Below are 18,348 nucleotides of genomic sequence, written 5' to 3' on the forward strand. Positions count from 1 at the left end.
GGACTTCCTTGTCCCGGCTCCGCCTTTCGCCCGCGTCCTGCGGGCTCTCCTGGCTTCCTCGCTTCGTTCAGCGCTGCGGATTGCCTAACCAAAAGCGCACCTGGCCTGCTCGTAAGCTTCGGTACATGTTGTTGAAAAGGGCACAGTTGCCCGTGACGCAGCAGACGTGTCAGAACCCGCTACCTATTCAAAGCAAACCCCTTTCTTCAGTGATAAGCATTGGTCGCCATGAATGGCGACCCTACAAGACCGCTCAGGCGACTTGTTGCACCACCTCTCCATAATGTGAACGCAGAAAGTAGGATTTTTCTTGCTTTCGGGCAACGACTGCGCATAATCGCAAACCGCAATAATAATGATTATCACTTCGTTTGCATTAGGGGATCCCATGCGCGCTATGCCTTTCAATCCCGGACTGAAACCGACGCTGTTGGCCGTAATGGTCAGCGCCGGTTGTTTGCCAGTGATGGCTGCTACCACCAACACCACAACTCAAACCAACGCGAAAAACGAGCAGCAGACGCTGACCGTGACCGCGACACCCCAAACCGATTTCAAACCCGGCGGCGACGATCTGGTACCGGCGTTCCTTGATGGTCAGGTTGCACACGGCGGCCGTCTTGGCATGCTGGGTGAGCAAAACGCCATGGACGTGCCGTTCAACGTCATCGGTTTTACCTCGAAAATGATTCAGGACCAGCAGGCGCAAACCATCGGTGATGTGGTGCGCAACGATGCTGGCGTGCAGAATCTGAAAGGCTACGGCAACTTTGCCGAGAGCTATCGCATTCGTGGCTTCAAGCTGGACGGCGATGCCATGACCTACGGCGGCCTGGCCGGTATCGTGCCGCGTCAGGTGATGGATGCCTCCCTGATTGATCGCGTAGAAATTTTCAAAGGTGCTAACGCCTTGCTGAACGGTTCGGCGGAGAGCGGCGTCGGCGGCATGATTAACCTCGAGCCGAAGCACGCTGATGACACGCCGCTGACGCGCATCGGCGTGGATTACACGTCAGGTTCACAAGTGGGCGGTACCGCCGATATTGGCCGTCGTTTTGGCGACAATAACCAGTTTGGCGTGCGTCTGAATGCGGTTCACCGCGAAGGCGGCACGGAGGTGAATGGTGAAAAGAAACGCACCACCGCTGCGTCACTCGGCCTGGATTATCGTGGCGATCGTCTGCGTACGTCGCTCGACGTCGGCTACCAGAAAAAGACCTTCCACGATGCGCGTAACGGCATCAACATCAGCGGCATCGATTTCATTCCTGATGTGCCGTCCAACTCGAAAAACTACAGCCAGAATTGGGTGTTCAGCGATATCGAGTCGGAGTTTGGTCTGGCGAAAGCCGAATACGATCTGACCGATCAGTGGACTGCCTATGCAGGCCTCGGCGCACAGCACACCCATGAAGTGGGCAACTACGGCATTCCAAAGATCCTCGATAGCGCCGGCAACGCCACCATTGGCCGCTTCCGTACCAATCGTGTGCAGGACAACATGAGCGGCATGGTTGGCCTGCGTGGTGATTTCACCACCGGTCCGGTGACGCATAAAGTGAACTTCGGCTATTCGGCGATGACCGCGAATGCGAAAAACAGCTATCGCATGTCGTCGGGTAACGATGCCAATGTGAACATTTATAACCCGCAGGATGTGGCCGAACCGGATAGCATGTTTGCCGGTGGCGCTAAGTTCAGCGATCCACTCACCACGTATCGTTCTCGTTCACAGGGCTACCTGCTGAGCGATACGCTGGGCTTCTTCGATGACACCTTGCTGGCAACCGTTGGCGCGCGTCATCAGAAAGTGGTGGTGCGTAACTACGGTTATGACGGCGCTGAAGATACCGCGACACGTTTCGACAGCAGCCGCTGGTTGCCAGCGTACGGTTTGCTGTATAAAGCCACGCAGAATATCTCGCTGTATGCCAACCATACCGAATCGCTGACGCCGGGCACCGCCGCGCCGTTTACCGCCACCAACTACGGTAGTGTGACTGGCATCGTGCATGCGAAGCAGAACGAAGTGGGTGTCAAAGCGGACTTTGGTCGCGTTGGCGGATCGCTGGCGCTGTTTGAAATCAAACAGCCGGTTGGTGTGCTGAACAATTCGGTTTACCAACTGAATGGCGAGCAGCGTAACCGTGGCGTGGAGCTGAATGTATTCGGTGAGCCGGTGCTGGGCCTGCGTCTCAACAGCAGCGCCACCTGGATCGATCCGGATATGACCAAAACCGGTGACAGCGATCAGAATGGTAAAAACGCCATTGGCGTACCGCGCTTCACTGCGGCGCTGGGTGCGGAGTATGACATCAAGCCGGTGGACGGTTTGACTGCCACAGCATTACTGAACTACACCGGTTCGCAATACGCCGACCTGGCAAACAACATGAAGCTGGATGATTACACCACGCTGGATTTAGGGCTGCGTTACCGCATGAAGGTTAACCAGAACGATATGGTGTGGCGCGTGGGGGTTGATAACGTCACCAATGAGAAATATTGGGCCAACGTCGATGACAGCGGCACCTATTTGTCTCAGGGTGAACCGCGCACGGTGAAGGTTTCACTGAGCTACGATTTCTAATCTTTTCTTCACGGGGCGCTTGCGCCCCGTTATTTTCTCCGCCAGAAATAATCCTGTAACTTTAAGCACATTGCATTACACTCTGTGCGGCAATCCTGCGCGAAAACTCGCCTTTATTTTTGAGTCATCATGAGTTCACCTGCACCACCAGACGACCACGACGAACCTTATCGGCAGCCGCTCGACGACGCGCTCTTCGCTATTGTGGTACTTGCAGTCACTTCGGTTACGCTTATAATCTTCGTCCTGATGATTACGCTGTGGATGAGTTAAGGTCAGCACCGGGAAAAGGAAGCCTGCAAGGAGATGTCGATGGAATCCAGAGATGACAAACTGATCGCCATAATTGGTCTGCTCTCCGCCTGTTTAATTGGCGTGGTGTTTCTCTTCACTATGACGTGGCTCACCGACGTGCGTCACCCCGCTGATCCTTCACTTGATGTGCAAACCTGTCCGCAAAAACCTGCCACCACGCAACAGTCTTAGCTGTTTGTCTGCCAGTTCTGCCACTTAATTTGTTGACTGCGCAACTCCAGCGCCAGCGCCTCATGCAAGGTGCGATTGCCATTGGGATCGCCAAGGCCAAACAGCGCGCCCGGTGAACGCCGATCGTCGGCCCAGGCCGGATACTCCACCACCGGATAGAGCGAAATGCCTTCCAGCGCCACACCGTGATCCAGCGCCAGACGCGCTTCTTCACTAATCTGCCGCAGCCAGGGCGCACGCGCCTGACCTTCAGCGCCGGTTTCGGCCAGAATCATTGGGCGCTGATAGCGTTGCCAGCACTGCATTAACAAACGGTGCAGCGGTTGACGCGTCGGATGGTCATGCGGAATGGTTTCGCCTGAGAAAAACCAGTGATTGTCGGGATAGTAATTGAGACCCAGAATATCGAGGAAATCCGCGCGGCCACCCAGTTCCGGCGCATCGCGTCCGCCAATCCAATCCCAGGCTTCAAACTGCGCCTGATGCTGCGCGTCGGCGTAGGGTTTGCTGTCGGGATTATCGGGATCGGTCGCCACTTGTACCAGCGGATCGGTCAGCACAAAGCGAGCATCGGGATAAACCTCACGAATGGCGTGCATTGCCGCTAGCGAGGCGCGCACTAATTGGCGCTTCAGCTCGCGACCGCGATCGCTGGCGTAAGGATCGAGCCAGGAAACGTCCGCGCCGGCCCACGACCAGAATGAGATCTGATTAATTGGCGTGAAAAAGGGCTTTTCGATGCCTTCATCGCGCATCAGTTGCGCCATCGCGCGGGCGAAGCGTTCAAAGTGATCGACAAAGCTGGCTTTCCAGATATCCAGGTGATCGGGATAGCCAAAGTGCGCCAGCTCCCAGATAATCTGCATGTCTTGACGCGCTGCGGCATGCATCATCGGCATAAAGGTGCGCCAGTCATATACGTTGGGCACGGATTCAATTAAATGCCAGCGCGCGCCATCGCGCGCGGTGTGCAAACCTTCTTGCGCCAGCGCGGCATAATCTTTCTCCAGCAGCATGTCGTGGCCGCTGCTGATCACCATATCGAGCCGACGTCCGCCTGCGCGACAGGCGGTTGAGCAGGGAAAACTGCCCTGAAAGAAACTGCGGAACAGCTGAGGGTGATGGCGCAGGGATTGCTGGGTCATAATCCTCTCCTCACGGTGAACGCCGGATGCAGAATGCAGAACGCCTGGCTAAGTCTAGACTAAATTGACGGTGCGCCATTGGGCAGAAAAGGACGCCTCCGATTGCTTGTTAGCGCATTGATACCAACAATAATAGGTCCACAGCTTTCAGGGATTCACTATGAGTGAAGCAGCAACTTCTTTGCCGCCTGAGGAACATTCGGGCAACGGGCTGAAACCGAGTGTTGAGGCGCGTTGTGCGCGGCATCCGGGCATGAGCGGCATTCATCCGCTTAATGATGGATTGGATGCTTTTGCTGCGCGCTATCAGATGATGAGCATGGCGCAGCACACCATTGATGTGCAGTACTACATTTGGCACAACGACATGTCTGGTCGCTTGCTGTTTAGCGCGCTGCTGGATGCCGCCGAGCGCGGAGTGAAAGTGCGACTGCTGCTGGATGACAACAACACGCCGGGTTTGGATGAAACGCTGGCGGAACTCGATCGTCACGTCAATATCGCCGTGCGCTTGTTCAATCCGTTCTCGTTCCGCACGTTGCGCGCGCTCGGTTATCTCACCGATTTTTCCCGCCTCAATCGACGTATGCACAATAAAAGTTTGACGGTGGATGGCGCGGCGACGCTGGTGGGCGGGCGCAATATCGGCGACGAATATTTTGGTACCGGCAATGAGCCGCTGTTTACCGATCTCGATGTGCTGGCGATTGGGCCGGTGGTCGACGAAGTGACGCAGGATTTCGAACGCTACTGGCGCAGTAAAGCCGTTTCGCCGCTGCGCAAGGTGGTTGATGTGAGCGGCGATGCGCATCAGGCGGTGCGCTTGCCGCCGGAGTGGCAGCAGAGTGAAGCGGTGGAGCGCTATCTGGCACGGCTGGAGCATTCGTCGTTTATCAGTCAGATGGAGCAGGGCGAGCTGGAGATCACGTGGGCGGAATCGCGTCTGCTGAGCGACGATCCGCGTAAAGGGCTCGGCAAAGCAAAACGCCGCAGTTTACTGCCGCAGCGTATGCTGGAGGTGATTGGTACGCCGCAGCAGCAGTTCGATATTATCTCGGCCTATTTTGTCCCGACGCGTGCTGGCGTGGCGCAACTGCTGGCGTTGAAGCGGCGCGGGGTGAAGATTGCGATACTCACCAATTCACTGGCGGCGAATGACGTTACGGTGGTACACGCCGGTTATGCGCGCTGGCGGAAAAAACTGCTGCGCCACGGTATCGCGTTGTATGAACTGAAGCCGCAGGATAATCCGCAGAGTGCGCCACACGATCGCGGCATCACCGGTAATTCGGGTTCCAGTTTGCATGCCAAAACCTTCACCGTGGACAATCGCAAAGTGTTTATCGGCTCGTTCAATTTCGATCCGCGCTCCGCCATGCTGAACACCGAAATGGGGTTGGTCATCGAGAGTGAAACGCTGGCGCAGCAAACCCATCAGCGCTTTATTGCCGGGATGCGCGATCGCGCCTGGACGCTGCGCCTGGATAAGTGGGGACGCGTCAATTGGGTGGAGTTTGCGAACGAGCAGGGCGAAGTGGTGCATAAACACGAACCGCAGTGCACGCTACTGCAGCGCTTGCTGGTGCGACTGGTGTGGCGTTTGCCGGTTGAGTGGTTGCTTTAAATATAAGGGCCAGCTAACCTGGCCCTTATATTTATTTGCGTTCCGGCTTACCGGAGAACAGGAAGCGCAGCAGCGGAATGCGCAGATGGATTTCATACAGCGTAAACGCCACGCCGAACACCATCAGCAAGCCGACGAAGAAGCCGAGCGTGTCGCTACCAATGTGCGGCGTGATGTAGATGCCGTACAAAATGGTCAGCGGATGGTGTACCAGATAGATAAACAGCGAGGCATTCACCAGATACATGATGCGCGGCGAATGGCTGTTCAGCAGCTTATGGCCGAAGCTAAAACAGACGTTTAGCATGCACAACCCCATCAGCGTCGAAATGATCATATCGATTTCATACAGCCAACCTTCACCGCTGCTGTAACGCTGATTCAGGCTATAGGCGATGAATACTGCGATAGCGCCAAAGCACATCACCGGATTAAAGCGCACAAACAACGCTTTCAGCGCCTGATGCTTCCAGCTCAACGCACCCAGCATAAAGAACGGCAGGAACATCAGCGTTTGCATCACGGCAATGCTGAACAGGCCATCGGCAAACACGGCCGGAACGAAATAAAACAGCACGCGGCGCAACGCACACCAAATTAAGGCATAAGTCAGTAGTGCCAGCGTCAATTTACACCAGCCAATTTGCTGATAATCGATGCTGCGCTGCTGCTTATTCAGCCAGCGAAACGCCACCATACCGAACGTCGTCAGAATCACCAGTACCAATAAAAACCACAGATGAGATATCAGCTCCCACGCCAGCGTGTTGTACTTGTCGTACAGCGAGAAACTACTCCAGTCGCCGATTTTGTCAGTGAGATTTTTGGTGATGAAAAACTGCGGCAGCGTAATCAGCGGAACAGCGGTCAACATCGGGATGCCGACACGCTCCAGACGCACTTTCAACCAGCGTTGTGGCTGGTAGCGTAAGTAGAGCATGTAGGAAAAATAGCCTGAGATAACAAAGAACACCTGCATGCGGAAGGCGTGAATAAAGTCGTTCAGCACCGTCAACCACATTGAGGCGTCATGACTGTTCACGGCCCATTTCTGCGTGGAGTAAATCAGGGAGACGTGAAAAGGCACGCCCAATAACATTAAATACGCGCGAATCGAATCGAGGAAATATTCACGTTCGGGTTTAGCTGAACTCATAATCTTCCAATAGTCAGTTTACTTGCCGGTTTCGCCCTGAAACCGGATTATGCCGAAGGAAAATTCTACCGGCTGTAAACAGGGTATACTATCAGGTGAATCTGTATGTGATTTTGCGGGGTTTAATTATCCTAAAAGCACATTTTCAGCTTACAAATCAGCGGAACAATCGATTACATACGCTGTCGGAAAACCGAATAATCCTTTAAGATAATCGGGTTTGATCTAAGCACACGAAAGGGGGGGATGTGCTGAATAATGTGAATAATAAAGTGGGACTGGTAAAGATGCGCTGGGTAGGCGCGGCAGTTCTGCTGGCTATGTATGCCAACAATAGTTGGGCGTTTAACATTGATGATGTTGCAAAACAAGCCAAGGCGTTGGCAGGGAAAAGTTTCGAAGCGCCAAAAAGCAATTTACCCTCTCAGTTTCGTGAAATGAAGTTTGCTGACTATCAGCAGATCCAGTTTAACCACGACAAAGCTTATTGGGGCAAACTGCGCACGCCGTTTAAGCTTGAGTTCTATCATCAGGGCATGTATTTCGATACGCCGGTGAAAATCAACGAAGTGACGGCGTCTTCAGTACGTGAAATTAAATATAACCCTGACTACTTCAATTTCGGCAACGTAAAACACGATGCTGATGCAGTCAAAAATCTCGGCTTTGCTGGGTTTAAGGTGTTGTATCCATTAAACAAAAAGGGCAAAGACGACGAAATCACCAGCTTCCTCGGCGCCAGCTATTTCCGTGTGATTGGCGAAGGCCAGGTGTACGGTCTTTCGGCGCGCGGTCTGGCGATTGATACCGCCTTGCCGTCCGGCGAAGAGTTCCCGCGCTTTAAAGAGTTCTGGATTGAGCGTCCAAAACCGCAGGACAAACAGCTGGTGATCTATGCGCTGCTGGATTCGCCACGTGCGACCGGTGCCTATCGCTTCATCATCAAACCGGGCAAAGAATCGACGGTTGATGTGCAATCCAAAGTTTACCTGCGTGATAACGTCGGTAAACTGGGCGTTGCGCCGTTGACCAGTATGTTCCTGTTTGGTGCGAACCAGCCTTCGCCGGTGACCAACTTCCGTTCAGAGCTGCACGATTCGAATGGTCTTTCGATTCATGCCGGTAACGGTGAGTGGATTTGGCGTCCGCTGAATAACCCGAAACATCTGGCGGTCAGCACCTTCACCGTTGAGAATCCAAAAGGCTTTGGTCTGCTGCAACGCACGCGAGATTTCAGCCGTTTCCAGGATCTTGACGATCGTTACGATCTGCGCCCAAGTGGCTGGGTTGAGCCGCAGGGTGATTGGGGCAAAGGTCGCGTTGAGCTGGTAGAGATTCCAACCGCGGATGAAACCAACGACAACATCGTTGCGTTCTGGACGCCGGAAAAACTGCCTGAGCCAGGCAAAGAGATGAACTTCCAGTATCGTCTGCACTTCACCCGTGACGAGAATCAGCTGCACTCCGACGATATCGCCTGGGTGAAAGACACGCTGCGCTCTGCCGGAGATGTGAAGCAGTCGAATCTGGTGCGTCAGCCTGATGGTTCTATCGCCTTCACCGTGGATTTCGTTGGCAAAGCGATGAGCAAGCTTCCGGAAGATACGCAAGTGGCACCGCAGGTGAGCGTGGGTAATAACGCTGACGTGGTTGAGCAGAGTGTGCGCTACAACCCGGTGACCAAAGGCTGGCGTCTGGTGTTGCGTCTGCGTGTGAAAGATAACAAGCAGCCGACTGAGATGCGTGCGGCGCTGGTGAGCGGCGACAAGACATTGACGGAAACCTGGAGCTATCAGCTACCTGCCAATGAATAAATCGATATTTCTACCTCAATCTTACGTGGAGGCTCTGCCGCTTGATGCGGCAGGGCGCGCCCGTCTGAGCGATTCGCTACAGAATGCGCAGGCGTTCCACGCTATTCATACGTCGCTGGGGCAGGATAACGCCGCCAGCGAGCGCCCGGATGATGCGCCGCTGAAATCGGTGTCATCCCGTGTGCAAATGGCCTGGCCGGACTCACTGGCGGATGGTCAGCAGCTCAGCAAGGATTATCTCGATCGCACCACACTCAAGGCGATGCCGAAAGTGAAGCGTTCGCTGATGTTCCCGGAGATCTGGCGCACCAACCCGATTGCGCGCGCCTGGGATTCCCTGCGCGGCCAGAAATCCAATCCACGTTATGCCACCGTTGAAGAGCAGAAAACGGAGGACAAGTGGCGTCACGTTGGCTCTATGCGTCGCTACGTGCTGCTGATTCTGACGATTTTGCAGACCGTAGTGGCAACCTGGTACATGAAAACCATTCTGCCGTATCAGGGCTGGACGCTGATCGATCCAATCGAGATGTTCAACCAGAACTGGCTGCAGTCGGTTGAGCTGATCCTGCCGTATATCCTGCAGACCGGAATCCTGTTCCTGTTCGCCATTCTGTTCTGCTGGGTTTCTGCCGGTTTCTGGACCGCGCTGATGGGCTTCCTGCAGTTGCTGATTGGCCGCGATAAGTACAGCATTTCGTATTCGACCACCGGCGATGAGCCGCTGAATCCGGAACACCGTACCGCGCTGATCATGCCGATCTGTAATGAAGACGTTGAACGCGTATTTGCCGGCCTGCGTGCGACCTGGGAATCGGTCAAACGTACTGGCAATGCTGAACATTTTGACGTCTACATTCTGAGCGACAGCTACGATGCGGATATCGCCATCGCCGAGCAGAAAGCCTGGATGGAACTGGTGCGTGATGTCGGTGGCGCGGGCAAGATTTTCTATCGCCGTCGTCGTCGTCGTGTGAAGCGTAAAAGCGGCAACATCGATGACTTCTGCCGTCGCTGGGGCAGCAACTACAGCTACATGGTGGTGCTGGACGCCGACAGCGTGATGAGCGGTGAGTGTCTTACCGGTCTGGTGCGCATGATGGATGCTAACCCGAACGCCGGTATTATCCAGTCGTCGCCAAAAGCGTCAGGTATGGATACGCTGTATGCCCGTTGCCAGCAGTTCGCGACGCGCGTGTACGGTCCGCTGTTCACCGCCGGTCTGCACTTCTGGCAGTTGGGTGAATCACACTATTGGGGCCATAACGCCATCATTCGTGTGCAGCCGTTTATCGAGCACTGTGCGCTGGCACCGCTGCCGGGTGAAGGTTCCTTCGCTGGTTCGATCCTGTCGCATGACTTCGTTGAAGCCGCGCTAATGCGTCGTGCTGGTTGGGGCGTGTGGATCGCCTACGATCTGCCGGGCTCTTATGAAGAACTGCCGCCGAACCTGCTGGATGAGCTGAAGCGTGACCGTCGCTGGTGCCACGGTAACCTGATGAACTTCCGTCTGTTCCTGGTAAAAGGGATGCACCCGGTTCACCGCGCGGTGTTCCTGACGGGCGTAATGTCTTATCTCTCTGCGCCGTTGTGGTTCATGTTCCTTGCGCTGTCTACTGCCTTGCAGGTGGTGCACACGCTGATGGAACCGACCTACTTCCTGCAACCACGTCAGCTGTTCCCAGTGTGGCCGCAGTGGCGTCCGGATCTGGCGATTGCCTTGTTCTCAACCACTTTGGTGCTGTTGTTCCTGCCGAAGCTGTTGAGCGTGGTGCTGATTTGGTTCAAAGGAGCGAAACCTTACGGTGGCGCCATCCGCTTGTTCTTCTCGCTGATTCTGGAAATGCTGTTCTCGGTGCTGCTGGCGCCGGTGCGCATGCTGTTCCACACCGTATTCGTGGTCAGTGCGTTCCTTGGCTGGGAAGTGGTGTGGAACTCGCCGCAGCGTGATGATGATGCGACGCCGTGGAGCGAAGCGTTCCGTCGTCATGGTTCACAGATGCTGTTGGGTATCGTGTGGGCGGGCGGTATGGGCATCCTCGACCTGAACTTCCTGTGGTGGCTGTCGCCGATCGTCTTCTCGCTGATCCTGTCGCCGTTTGTGTCGGTGATGTCAAGCCGTGCAACGGTAGGGCAGAAGAGTAAGAACGCCAAACTGTTCCTGATTCCGGAAGAGTATGAGCCACCCAAAGAGTTGGTCGATACCGATCATTATCTGCAGATTAACCGTCAACGCGCGCTGAAAAATGGCTTTATGCATGCGCTGTTTAACCCGGCGTTTAACGCGCTGGCGACGGCGATGGCAACATCGCGTCATAAGCAGAGCGATTTGCTGGACCATGCGCGCGACCGTCGTGTCGATCAGGCGCTGAGTGATGCGCCAGAGAAACTGAACCGCGAGCAGCGTTTGCAGCTGATTAGCGATCCAGTGGTGCTGGCGCGCGTGCACTCACGTTTGTGGGAAAGCGCGGACAAATATCATCAGTGGGTGGAAAGCTATCAGAAGCTGAAGCTCAATCCTGAGGCGCTGCCACAGCGCTGAAGATGAGAAAATGAAAAGCGGCAGAGATGCCGCTTTTTTTTTGCGCGGAATATGACGCAATCTTTACGCGTCAGGAGTGGTTATTCCACCTCGCAGGCGGTTAAACTAACGCCAGTTCATTGTGAGTAAATGTTGTGAATTATTTACTGAAAATAACCGCGCTTAGCGCCGCCATTCTTCTGCTCACCGGTTGTGGCAGTATTATCAGCCGCACCTTGCCCGGACAAGGTCACGGCAATCAATATTATCCCGGCGTGCAGTGGGACGTTCGTGACGGACCGTGGCGTGTGCTGACCATTCTCGATTTGCCGCTATCGCTGGTGATGGACACGCTGTTACTGCCCGTGGATGCCAGTCACGGCCCGTACGAATAATCGTTATTACAGATTGTCAGAAGGGCTGTTGTCGTCTTCCCACTCCTGCGCCGCCGCTTCACCCTCTTCGAGGTCACGCGGCGGTTCCAGCTGGAATTCGCCTTCATCCCATTCATGCAGCGTATTTTCCGCCTGCCACTCCTGACGTAGTTCGACTTCATCAAAATCGCCGTCAAAAATTGCCTGTGCGGCTTCTCCGCTGGAGATCGGCAGGCATTCACCCTGGCCATCCTCTTCAGCGAAAAATTCAGCCTGCCACATAATGTCGCCATCCTGCATCACATACTTCTGCAGGGCAAACTGGCTGACGCTGGCATCTTCTTCGGCGATCTCAGGTTGGCTGGCGAGAAACTCTTCGCGGGCGGCTTCAATGGCTTCTTCAAGGGTGCTAAACAGGCTCATCATCAACTCCATGTCTGTAAAAAAGGGATTTCACAGAAGGATAGACGAAAAATCGTGAAGTGCAGGGCGGAGAGGAAATATCGGTTGGGCGGTTGCGTAAAATTCAACCGCCCAACCGGTCAGGCTATTTTCTGCGGGAAATGCAATACCGGGCGTACTGATTCATGAATAATTGGAGCAGAGTAACGAATACAACATTTAATACAGGGCTTAACCTTTTTAAAATTAATACGCGCGGTTGATAATGCCTGATTTAAATTATACAGAGTGCCGATAAAAACCATATCCTCCTTTACGGGTAGCCGTTTACACTCTTTTCTATGCAGAAGATGATAACCTTCCTGATCGGTACTGATCGTCACGTAGTAGTAGATGCCTTTATTCATTTTATAATTGTCCTGAGATATATTTGCTGTGTGAAATCTTTTTATATTTTTTTAAAAGTGAACGTAGCGTTCTAACTGACATCACGAAATTAACTGGATTCGATTTTATCGACAAATTCCATAAGGGAATAAGAAGGTGTCATTTTCTTTAGAAAAAGAATATAGAGGATTTTATTAAGACAATACCTTGTTTAGTAAGTTAATTTTACTGCATTGATTAGCGGGGCCGAAGGGTTTAGTAAAATTAAATAGGATTACCCCTGGATGTTGGGGAATTCAGGTCCGAGACAGCATATTTTGATCCGTTAATATTTCCTTACAAGCAGCGCAAGAATCAAATGCTAAGGCAGTTTTTTACCCATATACTGGCTTGAAAGGTTAATTTTTTACAGAGTTAAGGCAAAGAAACACGGATTTAGTGGGTAAAGTTTGGTGCTAACTGAACAATTAGCCCAAGTTCACGCTGGACCGATTAGCGAATTAATAACCGGATAAAATCACGTAATAAGGTAAATTTCTGCTGAAGGACGTGGGGCACGCAATCATGCCCCATATCACATTAATAAACCGAAGGCTCGCCTTGTGGACGCGTTTTGAAGCGGCGATGCAGCCACATATATTGTTCCGGAGCCAGTAACACTGTCTCTTCGACCACTTTATTCATCACGACAGCGGTCTCAAGTTCAGATTCCAGCGTAAATTTATCTCGGATATCAGGCATCATTTTCAGCTCATAGCCGCGCGCATTGGGCAGACGTCGCGCCAGGAACGGCACCACGCTGGGGTTTGCCAGACGAATCAACATATGGGTGCCGGTGGTGGTTGCCGCATCCTGAACCGCGAAGAACGGTGCAAACACGCTGCTGCGCGGGCCATAGTCATGATCCGGTGCATACCAGATAATGTCGTTGTTCTTCATCGCGCGAATCATGCCTTTCAAATCTTTGCGGTCTAGCATGCTTTTATTGGAACGCATGCGGCCCCAGGTTTGTAGCCAGTCGATGAGCTTATTGTCATTAGGGCGATATACGCCAATGCCCGGGTTATGCATACCAAATACTCGCGCGCCCAATTCCAGAGTCAGAAAGTGCATACCAATTAATAATATGCCGCGCTTCTCGGCCAGTGCGTTAGCAACATGTTCAAGACCGCTGGTGGTGACCCATTTACGGATGCGCCAGTCTGGCCAGAACCATGCCATACCGGTTTCAATTAGTCCCATGCCCACCGATTCAAAATTGTGTTTGACCATCGCGTCGCGTTCATTGGTCGGCATGGTGGGAAAGCACACTTCAAGATTGCGCTGCGCCACTTCAACACGACGTTTCATGAAACGCATGGCAATGCGACCCAATCCACAGCCAATGGCATGCAACACTGGATAGGGCAATAGCACCAGCAGGTAGAGGAAACCAATGCCGAGCCAGGTCAGCCAATAGCGTGGATAGAGGAGTTCACGGGTGAGTTTGGGAAGTTGAGTCATGGAAATGTCAGTATCCTGCGTCTTATGCCAGAGAGTCCGGTTTCTGTAATTTTTTGTCATTATGCCATTTTTTCATTCTGGCTGAAATCAAGCATAGACCGTGGGCGGCTATCTGGCAGCAGGTATGCGCACGAAAACGCAATTGTGTCGCAGAAATGCGCCTGTAATTACATCCGTCAGGTTTATCACACCAAAATTTTTGTATCCGGCAGAATTCGGGTATTATACGCGCGCTCAATTTCTCTGATTGCTAACAGGACGAACACCATGCCAGTGTTACATAACCTTGTTTCCAATAAAGAGCTGAAGGAACGTATGTTGGCGGAAACCGAACCACGTACCACAGTCTCTTTTTATAAATATTTCCAGATCGCCGATCCCAAAGCCTTCCGTGATGCCCTTTACGTTGAGTTAACCAAACTCAAGGTGTTTGGTCGCGTCTATGTCGCGCATGAAGGCATCAACGCACAAATCAGCGTACCAGCCAGCCGCTACGAAAAGATGAAGGCAGTTTTGTATGCCTTTGATGCGGCGCTGAACAATCTGCGCATGAACATTGCGCTGGATGATGACGGTAAATCTTTTTGGGTGCTGCGCCTGAAAGTGCGTGAGCGCATTGTGGCGGATGGGATTGAAGATAATAGCTTCGATGCCAGCGATGTGGGCGCTTACCTGAAAGCCGCAGACGTTAACGCGATGCTCGACGATCCGGATGCGCTTTTCGTGGATATGCGTAACCACTACGAATATGAAGTGGGACGCTTTGATAACGCCATGGAAGTGCCGGCCGATACTTTTCGCGATCAGCTGCCGATGGCCGTTGATATGCTGCAGGATAAGAAAGACAAAAAGATTGTCATGTACTGCACCGGCGGCATTCGTTGTGAAAAAGCCAGCGCCTGGATGAAGCACAACGGCTTCAATGATGTTTATCACATTGAAGGTGGGATTATTGAATACACCCGTCGCGCGCGCGAGCAGGGCTTACCGGTGCGTTTCAAGGGCAAAAACTTTGTCTTTGACGAACGCATGGGCGAACGCATTTCCGACGATATTCTTTCCAGCTGTCATCAGTGCGGCACGCCTTGCGATAGCCACACCAACTGCATCAATGATGGCTGTCACTTGTTGTTTATTCAGTGCCCAAGCTGTGCTGAAAAATACAACAACTGCTGCAGCCCAATCTGCATGGAAGAGTCAACGCTGTCGCCAGAAGAGCAGCGCGCACGCCGTGCGGGCCGTGAAAATGGCAACAAGGTGTTTAACAAATCACGCGGTTTGCTGAACATGACGATGGCGATTCCCGCGCCAGATAAAAAATAAGCGCAAAACAGCCTGAAGTCAGCGGACTTCAGGCTGCATTTGGTTTACTTACGCACGCCTTCCACCGAAATAATCAATTCAGCTTTCTGCGATGCCGGGCCAAGATCTTTGCTGATGTTGAACTCTTTCAGCACGATTTCTCCGCTGGCTTCAAATCCTGCACGGTAGCCGCCCCACGGATCTTTGCCTTCTCCCATCAATTTTGCGTCGAGCATCACGGGCTTGGTCACGCCATTCAGCGTCAGGTCGCCGGTGATTTTGTAATCCTTGCCGTCTTTCTTCACAGCGGTAGAAGTAAAGGTCGCCTGCGGGAACTTACCGGTGTTGAGGAAATCCGCGCTGCGCAGGTGTTTATCACGTTCAGCATGGTTGGTATCGAGGCTGTTAGTGTTGATGGTCACGTTGACTTTATCTGCTGCAGGATTGGCTTCATCAAACGTGAAGCTGCCGTCAAAATCTTTAAAGGTACCGTACAACCAGCTGTAGCCCAGATGCTGAATGCGGAACTGAACAAACGCGTGCTGGCCTTCCTTATCAAATTTATAGTCAGCTGCGCTGGCCGTCAGGCTGGCGCTTAATAAGCCGGCCGCTGCTACTGCCAATAATGTCTTCTTTAGCATGTTACTTTTCCTTTTCAGAGGTTAACGGGATGCGGTAACCCAACATCCTTTTCAGTGTCACATCACGGTCGATGAAATGGTGTTTCAGGGCTGCCAGCGCGTGCAATGCAGAGAACAGCACCAAACCCCACGCCAGCCAAAGATGAATGTCGCCTGCCAGATCTGCTTGTTGCGCAGCACCGCTGAACAGTGCGGGAACCTCGAACCAGCCAAATACGGAGATCGGTTTTCTATCGGCGGTGGAGATGAGATAACCGCTGAACAGCAGCACAATTAGTAAGCTGTATAACATCCAGTGCGCGGCAGTGGCACCGCGCCGAACGGCGGGGGAATAGCTCGCCAAGGGTTTGGGCTGCGGCGAAATAAAACGCCAGCCGAGGCGCAGCAGCAGTGCAGCAAACAGCAGCATGCCGATGCCTTTATGAATTTCAGGCGCGTCGTGATACCAGCCGTCGTAATAACCCAATCCGACCATCCACAAACCCAGCGCAAACATGCCGTAAATAGCCAGCGCCATAAGCCAATGTAATAAAATGGAGATGGCGCCGAAATGCTGTGTGGAATTACGCCACATATTAAGTTCCAGAAATGAAATAAGTGGCAATGAGCATCTACATTTTGCAATGAAAGATCAATTAACCTTACTTTTCTATAAAGTCGAAAATCATCTTCGGAATAAATGAGGATTTAATTAAAACTCAGTCAGGATAATTGAAGGGATGACGTAAAACACAAGGGCTATTGCGGGATATTGCATATTGACTACACCAAATGCGGCATACCGCTGCATTGAATGTTTATTTAGGTAATTAAATGTCAACTTACGTCAATCTTGCCGACGCAGAGTGAGCGCCGGCATCTGTGCATCAGTCAAATCGCGCGAGTGAGAAGGGCTTCATATCGAAAGAGAACGGTTTATTCTGCGCAAATTCACTGGCAAGCTCACCCAACACGCTGGCGAATTTGAAACCGTGTCCGCTTAAACCGGTGATAATCAGGCGATTCGGCTCACCGGGCAGCGTATCAATAATGAAATCTTCATCCGGCGTATTGTCGTAGCTGCAGGCTTCACCATGCAAACAGACGCCCACGCCCGGCAGAAATTGACGCAGGAAGTTAAATGACTCGTTACCATCCACCGCGATGCTGCCAAAAGGTTTGCGATCGGCCGGCGTTTGCATCAATTGGCCACCATCGTGACGTCCCACTTTCAGCGCGTTGTTATCCGCCGGGAAGCCATAAAAGTGACTGCCATCGCTCATCTCCACAGTGAAGCCGGGAAATTTGTTGTTTTCGCTGTAGCGACCATCTGCCTGATACCAGGCGAAAACTTTACGCACCGGCGCAACCGGCAAATCAGCGACCAACTGGCTCACCCAGGTTCCGGCGCTGACCAGCAATTTACGCGCGCGGAAAATGCCTTCGCTGGTGGTGACCTGCTGCAGATCGCCATCGCGACCCATTTCTGTCACCGGGCAGTTAAACAGCTGCGCGCATCCGGCTTGTTCCGCCAGCTGCACCCAGCTGCGCACCGCCTGCTCGCATTTGAGGAAGCCGGAGTTAGGCTCGAACACGCCAATATAGCCATCTGGCACCGTGAACTGCGGCCAGCGCGCGCGCACTTCATCGGCTTGCAGGATTTTCACATCCAGCTGCCACGCTTTCGCGCTATCGATAACATTTTGAATAAAGGTGGAGGTGATAGGCGCTAAGTTGAGGATGCCGCTGCGATGCATGATGCGCTCGCCGCTCTGGTGTTCCAGTTCATCCCACAGCGTCTGCGCGCGCAGCACCAGCGGCACGTAACGTTCACCTTCGCCATAAGCATGGCGAATCAGGCGGGTTTCGCCATGATGCGTGCCCTGGCTGTGCGGGGGATGGGCGCTATCAATCATTAGCACTGATAAGCCAGCCTGCGTGGCGTAAAACCCGGCTGCTGCGCCTACCGAACCGCTTCCCACCACAATCAGATCATAAACCATAACGACATCACTCCAGCAAAACGGTGAAATTTTTCAACAGCATATCAAAAGAGAGCGCCCATGAAAAAGGCACCCTGTTGGGTGCCCTTTCACGCGATAGTAGAAGTTAATGCTTTTGATTGTCGCGTAGATACTGCTCGGTAGACTCTATTTTTGCAATGCCAGCTTCGAGAAGTGAGATAAACTGTCTGGCAACATCAGTTGTCAGCCAGTAGGTCGGGCCCACGTCAGCTTCTTCTTCTTTCTGCCCCTGCGAGGAGAGCGAGTGCAGGCGAATCATCATGGCGTCATAACTGTCTACGGTGCTGATATCCCATCCTACCAACGGATGAGTCTGGATGACGTCTTTATTTCTGTCCATTATAACCTCCGTATTACTCGTTAAACGAAGTGCTTCTTGAGGTTCAATGCGGCTGTATCG

General features: G+C 52.9%; 16 protein-coding genes. 7 read left to right on the forward strand and 9 right to left on the reverse strand.

What is annotated here, in order from left to right; genetic code table 11:
* Nucleotides 1-388: 388 nt before the first annotated feature.
* Together NQH49_RS07435 and NQH49_RS07440 are read left to right on the forward strand one after the other, a co-directional pair.
* The gene (locus tag NQH49_RS07435) at nt 389-2,590 is read left to right on the forward strand and encodes a TonB-dependent receptor (RefSeq protein ID WP_256696167.1); all 2,202 of its coding nucleotides are present in this window, start codon (nt 389-391) and stop codon (nt 2,588-2,590) included.
* A gap of 312 nt (nt 2,591-2,902) precedes the next feature.
* On the forward strand, nt 2,903-3,076 hold the full coding sequence (locus NQH49_RS07440) for a hypothetical protein (protein WP_256696168.1): 174 nt from the start codon (nt 2,903-2,905) through the stop codon (nt 3,074-3,076).
* On the opposite strand, the gene NQH49_RS07445 is transcribed toward NQH49_RS07440, so the two are convergent.
* Nucleotides 3,073-4,221: a beta-glucosidase gene (locus tag NQH49_RS07445; RefSeq protein ID WP_256696169.1), complete on the reverse strand. Its 1,149-nt coding sequence runs from the start codon at nt 4,219-4,221 to the stop codon at nt 3,073-3,075. The two genes, NQH49_RS07440 and NQH49_RS07445, sit on opposite strands and share 4 nt — an antisense overlap.
* Before the next feature lie 160 nt (nt 4,222-4,381).
* Here NQH49_RS07445 and NQH49_RS07450 point away from each other — a divergent pair, with 160 nt between their 5' ends.
* Nucleotides 4,382-5,845, forward strand: coding sequence for a phospholipase D-like domain-containing protein (locus NQH49_RS07450; RefSeq protein WP_305961172.1), 1,464 nt, complete (start codon nt 4,382-4,384; stop codon nt 5,843-5,845).
* A gap of 31 nt (nt 5,846-5,876) precedes the next feature.
* Here the strand turns inward: NQH49_RS07450 and mdoC are convergent, their stop codons facing one another.
* Nucleotides 5,877-7,001 (reverse strand): glucans biosynthesis protein MdoC, encoded by a 1,125-nt coding sequence (mdoC, locus tag NQH49_RS07455; RefSeq protein WP_256696170.1) that lies wholly within the window; start codon nt 6,999-7,001, stop codon nt 5,877-5,879.
* Between the two features lie 278 nt (nt 7,002-7,279).
* Between mdoC and NQH49_RS07460 the strand changes: the two genes are divergently transcribed.
* The 3 genes from NQH49_RS07460 (at nt 7,280) to NQH49_RS07470 (ending at nt 11,731) form a co-directional block, all read left to right on the forward strand.
* Entirely contained in the window at nt 7,280-8,815 is a 1,536-nt protein-coding gene (locus NQH49_RS07460; protein WP_256698395.1) for a glucan biosynthesis protein G, read from the forward strand.
* Nucleotides 8,808-11,357, forward strand: a complete 2,550-nt coding sequence (gene mdoH / locus NQH49_RS07465; protein ID WP_256696171.1) for a glucans biosynthesis glucosyltransferase MdoH — start codon at nt 8,808-8,810, stop codon at nt 11,355-11,357. Before NQH49_RS07460 ends, mdoH begins: the two co-directional genes overlap by 8 nt.
* Nucleotides 11,358-11,491: 134 nt before the next feature.
* Nucleotides 11,492-11,731: a YceK/YidQ family lipoprotein gene (locus tag NQH49_RS07470; RefSeq protein WP_256696172.1), complete on the forward strand. Its 240-nt coding sequence runs from the start codon at nt 11,492-11,494 to the stop codon at nt 11,729-11,731.
* Nucleotides 11,732-11,737: 6 nt separating this feature from the next.
* Here the strand turns inward: NQH49_RS07470 and NQH49_RS07475 are convergent, their stop codons facing one another.
* From NQH49_RS07475 to NQH49_RS07485, 3 genes are all read right to left on the reverse strand, one after another.
* Nucleotides 11,738-12,133: a MysB family protein gene (locus tag NQH49_RS07475; RefSeq protein ID WP_008103134.1), complete on the reverse strand. Its 396-nt coding sequence runs from the start codon at nt 12,131-12,133 to the stop codon at nt 11,738-11,740.
* 119 nt (nt 12,134-12,252) lie between these two features.
* Nucleotides 12,253-12,519 (reverse strand): hypothetical protein, encoded by a 267-nt coding sequence (locus NQH49_RS07480; protein WP_008103132.1) that lies wholly within the window; start codon nt 12,517-12,519, stop codon nt 12,253-12,255.
* A gap of 559 nt (nt 12,520-13,078) precedes the next feature.
* Nucleotides 13,079-14,002, reverse strand: coding sequence for a Kdo(2)-lipid IV(A) acyltransferase (locus tag NQH49_RS07485; protein ID WP_008103130.1), 924 nt, complete (start codon nt 14,000-14,002; stop codon nt 13,079-13,081).
* Between the two features lie 267 nt (nt 14,003-14,269).
* On the opposite strand from NQH49_RS07485, the gene trhO reads away from it, so the two are divergent.
* Nucleotides 14,270-15,325, forward strand: coding sequence for an oxygen-dependent tRNA uridine(34) hydroxylase TrhO (gene trhO, locus NQH49_RS07490; RefSeq protein ID WP_256696173.1), 1,056 nt, complete (start codon nt 14,270-14,272; stop codon nt 15,323-15,325).
* Between the two features lie 44 nt (nt 15,326-15,369).
* Here the strand turns inward: trhO and NQH49_RS07495 are convergent, their stop codons facing one another.
* From NQH49_RS07495 to bssS, 4 genes are all read right to left on the reverse strand, one after another.
* Nucleotides 15,370-15,945, reverse strand: a complete 576-nt coding sequence (locus tag NQH49_RS07495) for a YceI family protein (RefSeq protein WP_256696174.1) — start codon at nt 15,943-15,945, stop codon at nt 15,370-15,372.
* A 1-nt stretch (nt 15,946) separates the two neighbouring features.
* On the reverse strand, nt 15,947-16,519 hold the full coding sequence (locus NQH49_RS07500; RefSeq protein WP_256696175.1) for a cytochrome b: 573 nt from the start codon (nt 16,517-16,519) through the stop codon (nt 15,947-15,949).
* Between the two features lie 292 nt (nt 16,520-16,811).
* Nucleotides 16,812-17,927 carry an N-methyl-L-tryptophan oxidase gene (solA, locus tag NQH49_RS07505; protein WP_256696176.1) on the reverse strand — a complete coding sequence of 372 codons (1,116 nt, stop codon included), beginning with the start codon at nt 17,925-17,927 and terminating at the stop codon, nt 16,812-16,814.
* A gap of 106 nt (nt 17,928-18,033) precedes the next feature.
* Nucleotides 18,034-18,288 (reverse strand): biofilm formation regulator BssS, encoded by a 255-nt coding sequence (bssS, locus tag NQH49_RS07510; RefSeq protein WP_008103119.1) that lies wholly within the window; start codon nt 18,286-18,288, stop codon nt 18,034-18,036.
* Between the last annotated feature and the right edge of the window lie 60 nt (nt 18,289-18,348).

The organism is Pantoea trifolii (assembly GCF_024506435.1).
In the GTDB taxonomy this organism is placed as follows: Bacteria; Pseudomonadota; Gammaproteobacteria; order Enterobacterales; family Enterobacteriaceae; genus Pantoea; species Pantoea trifolii.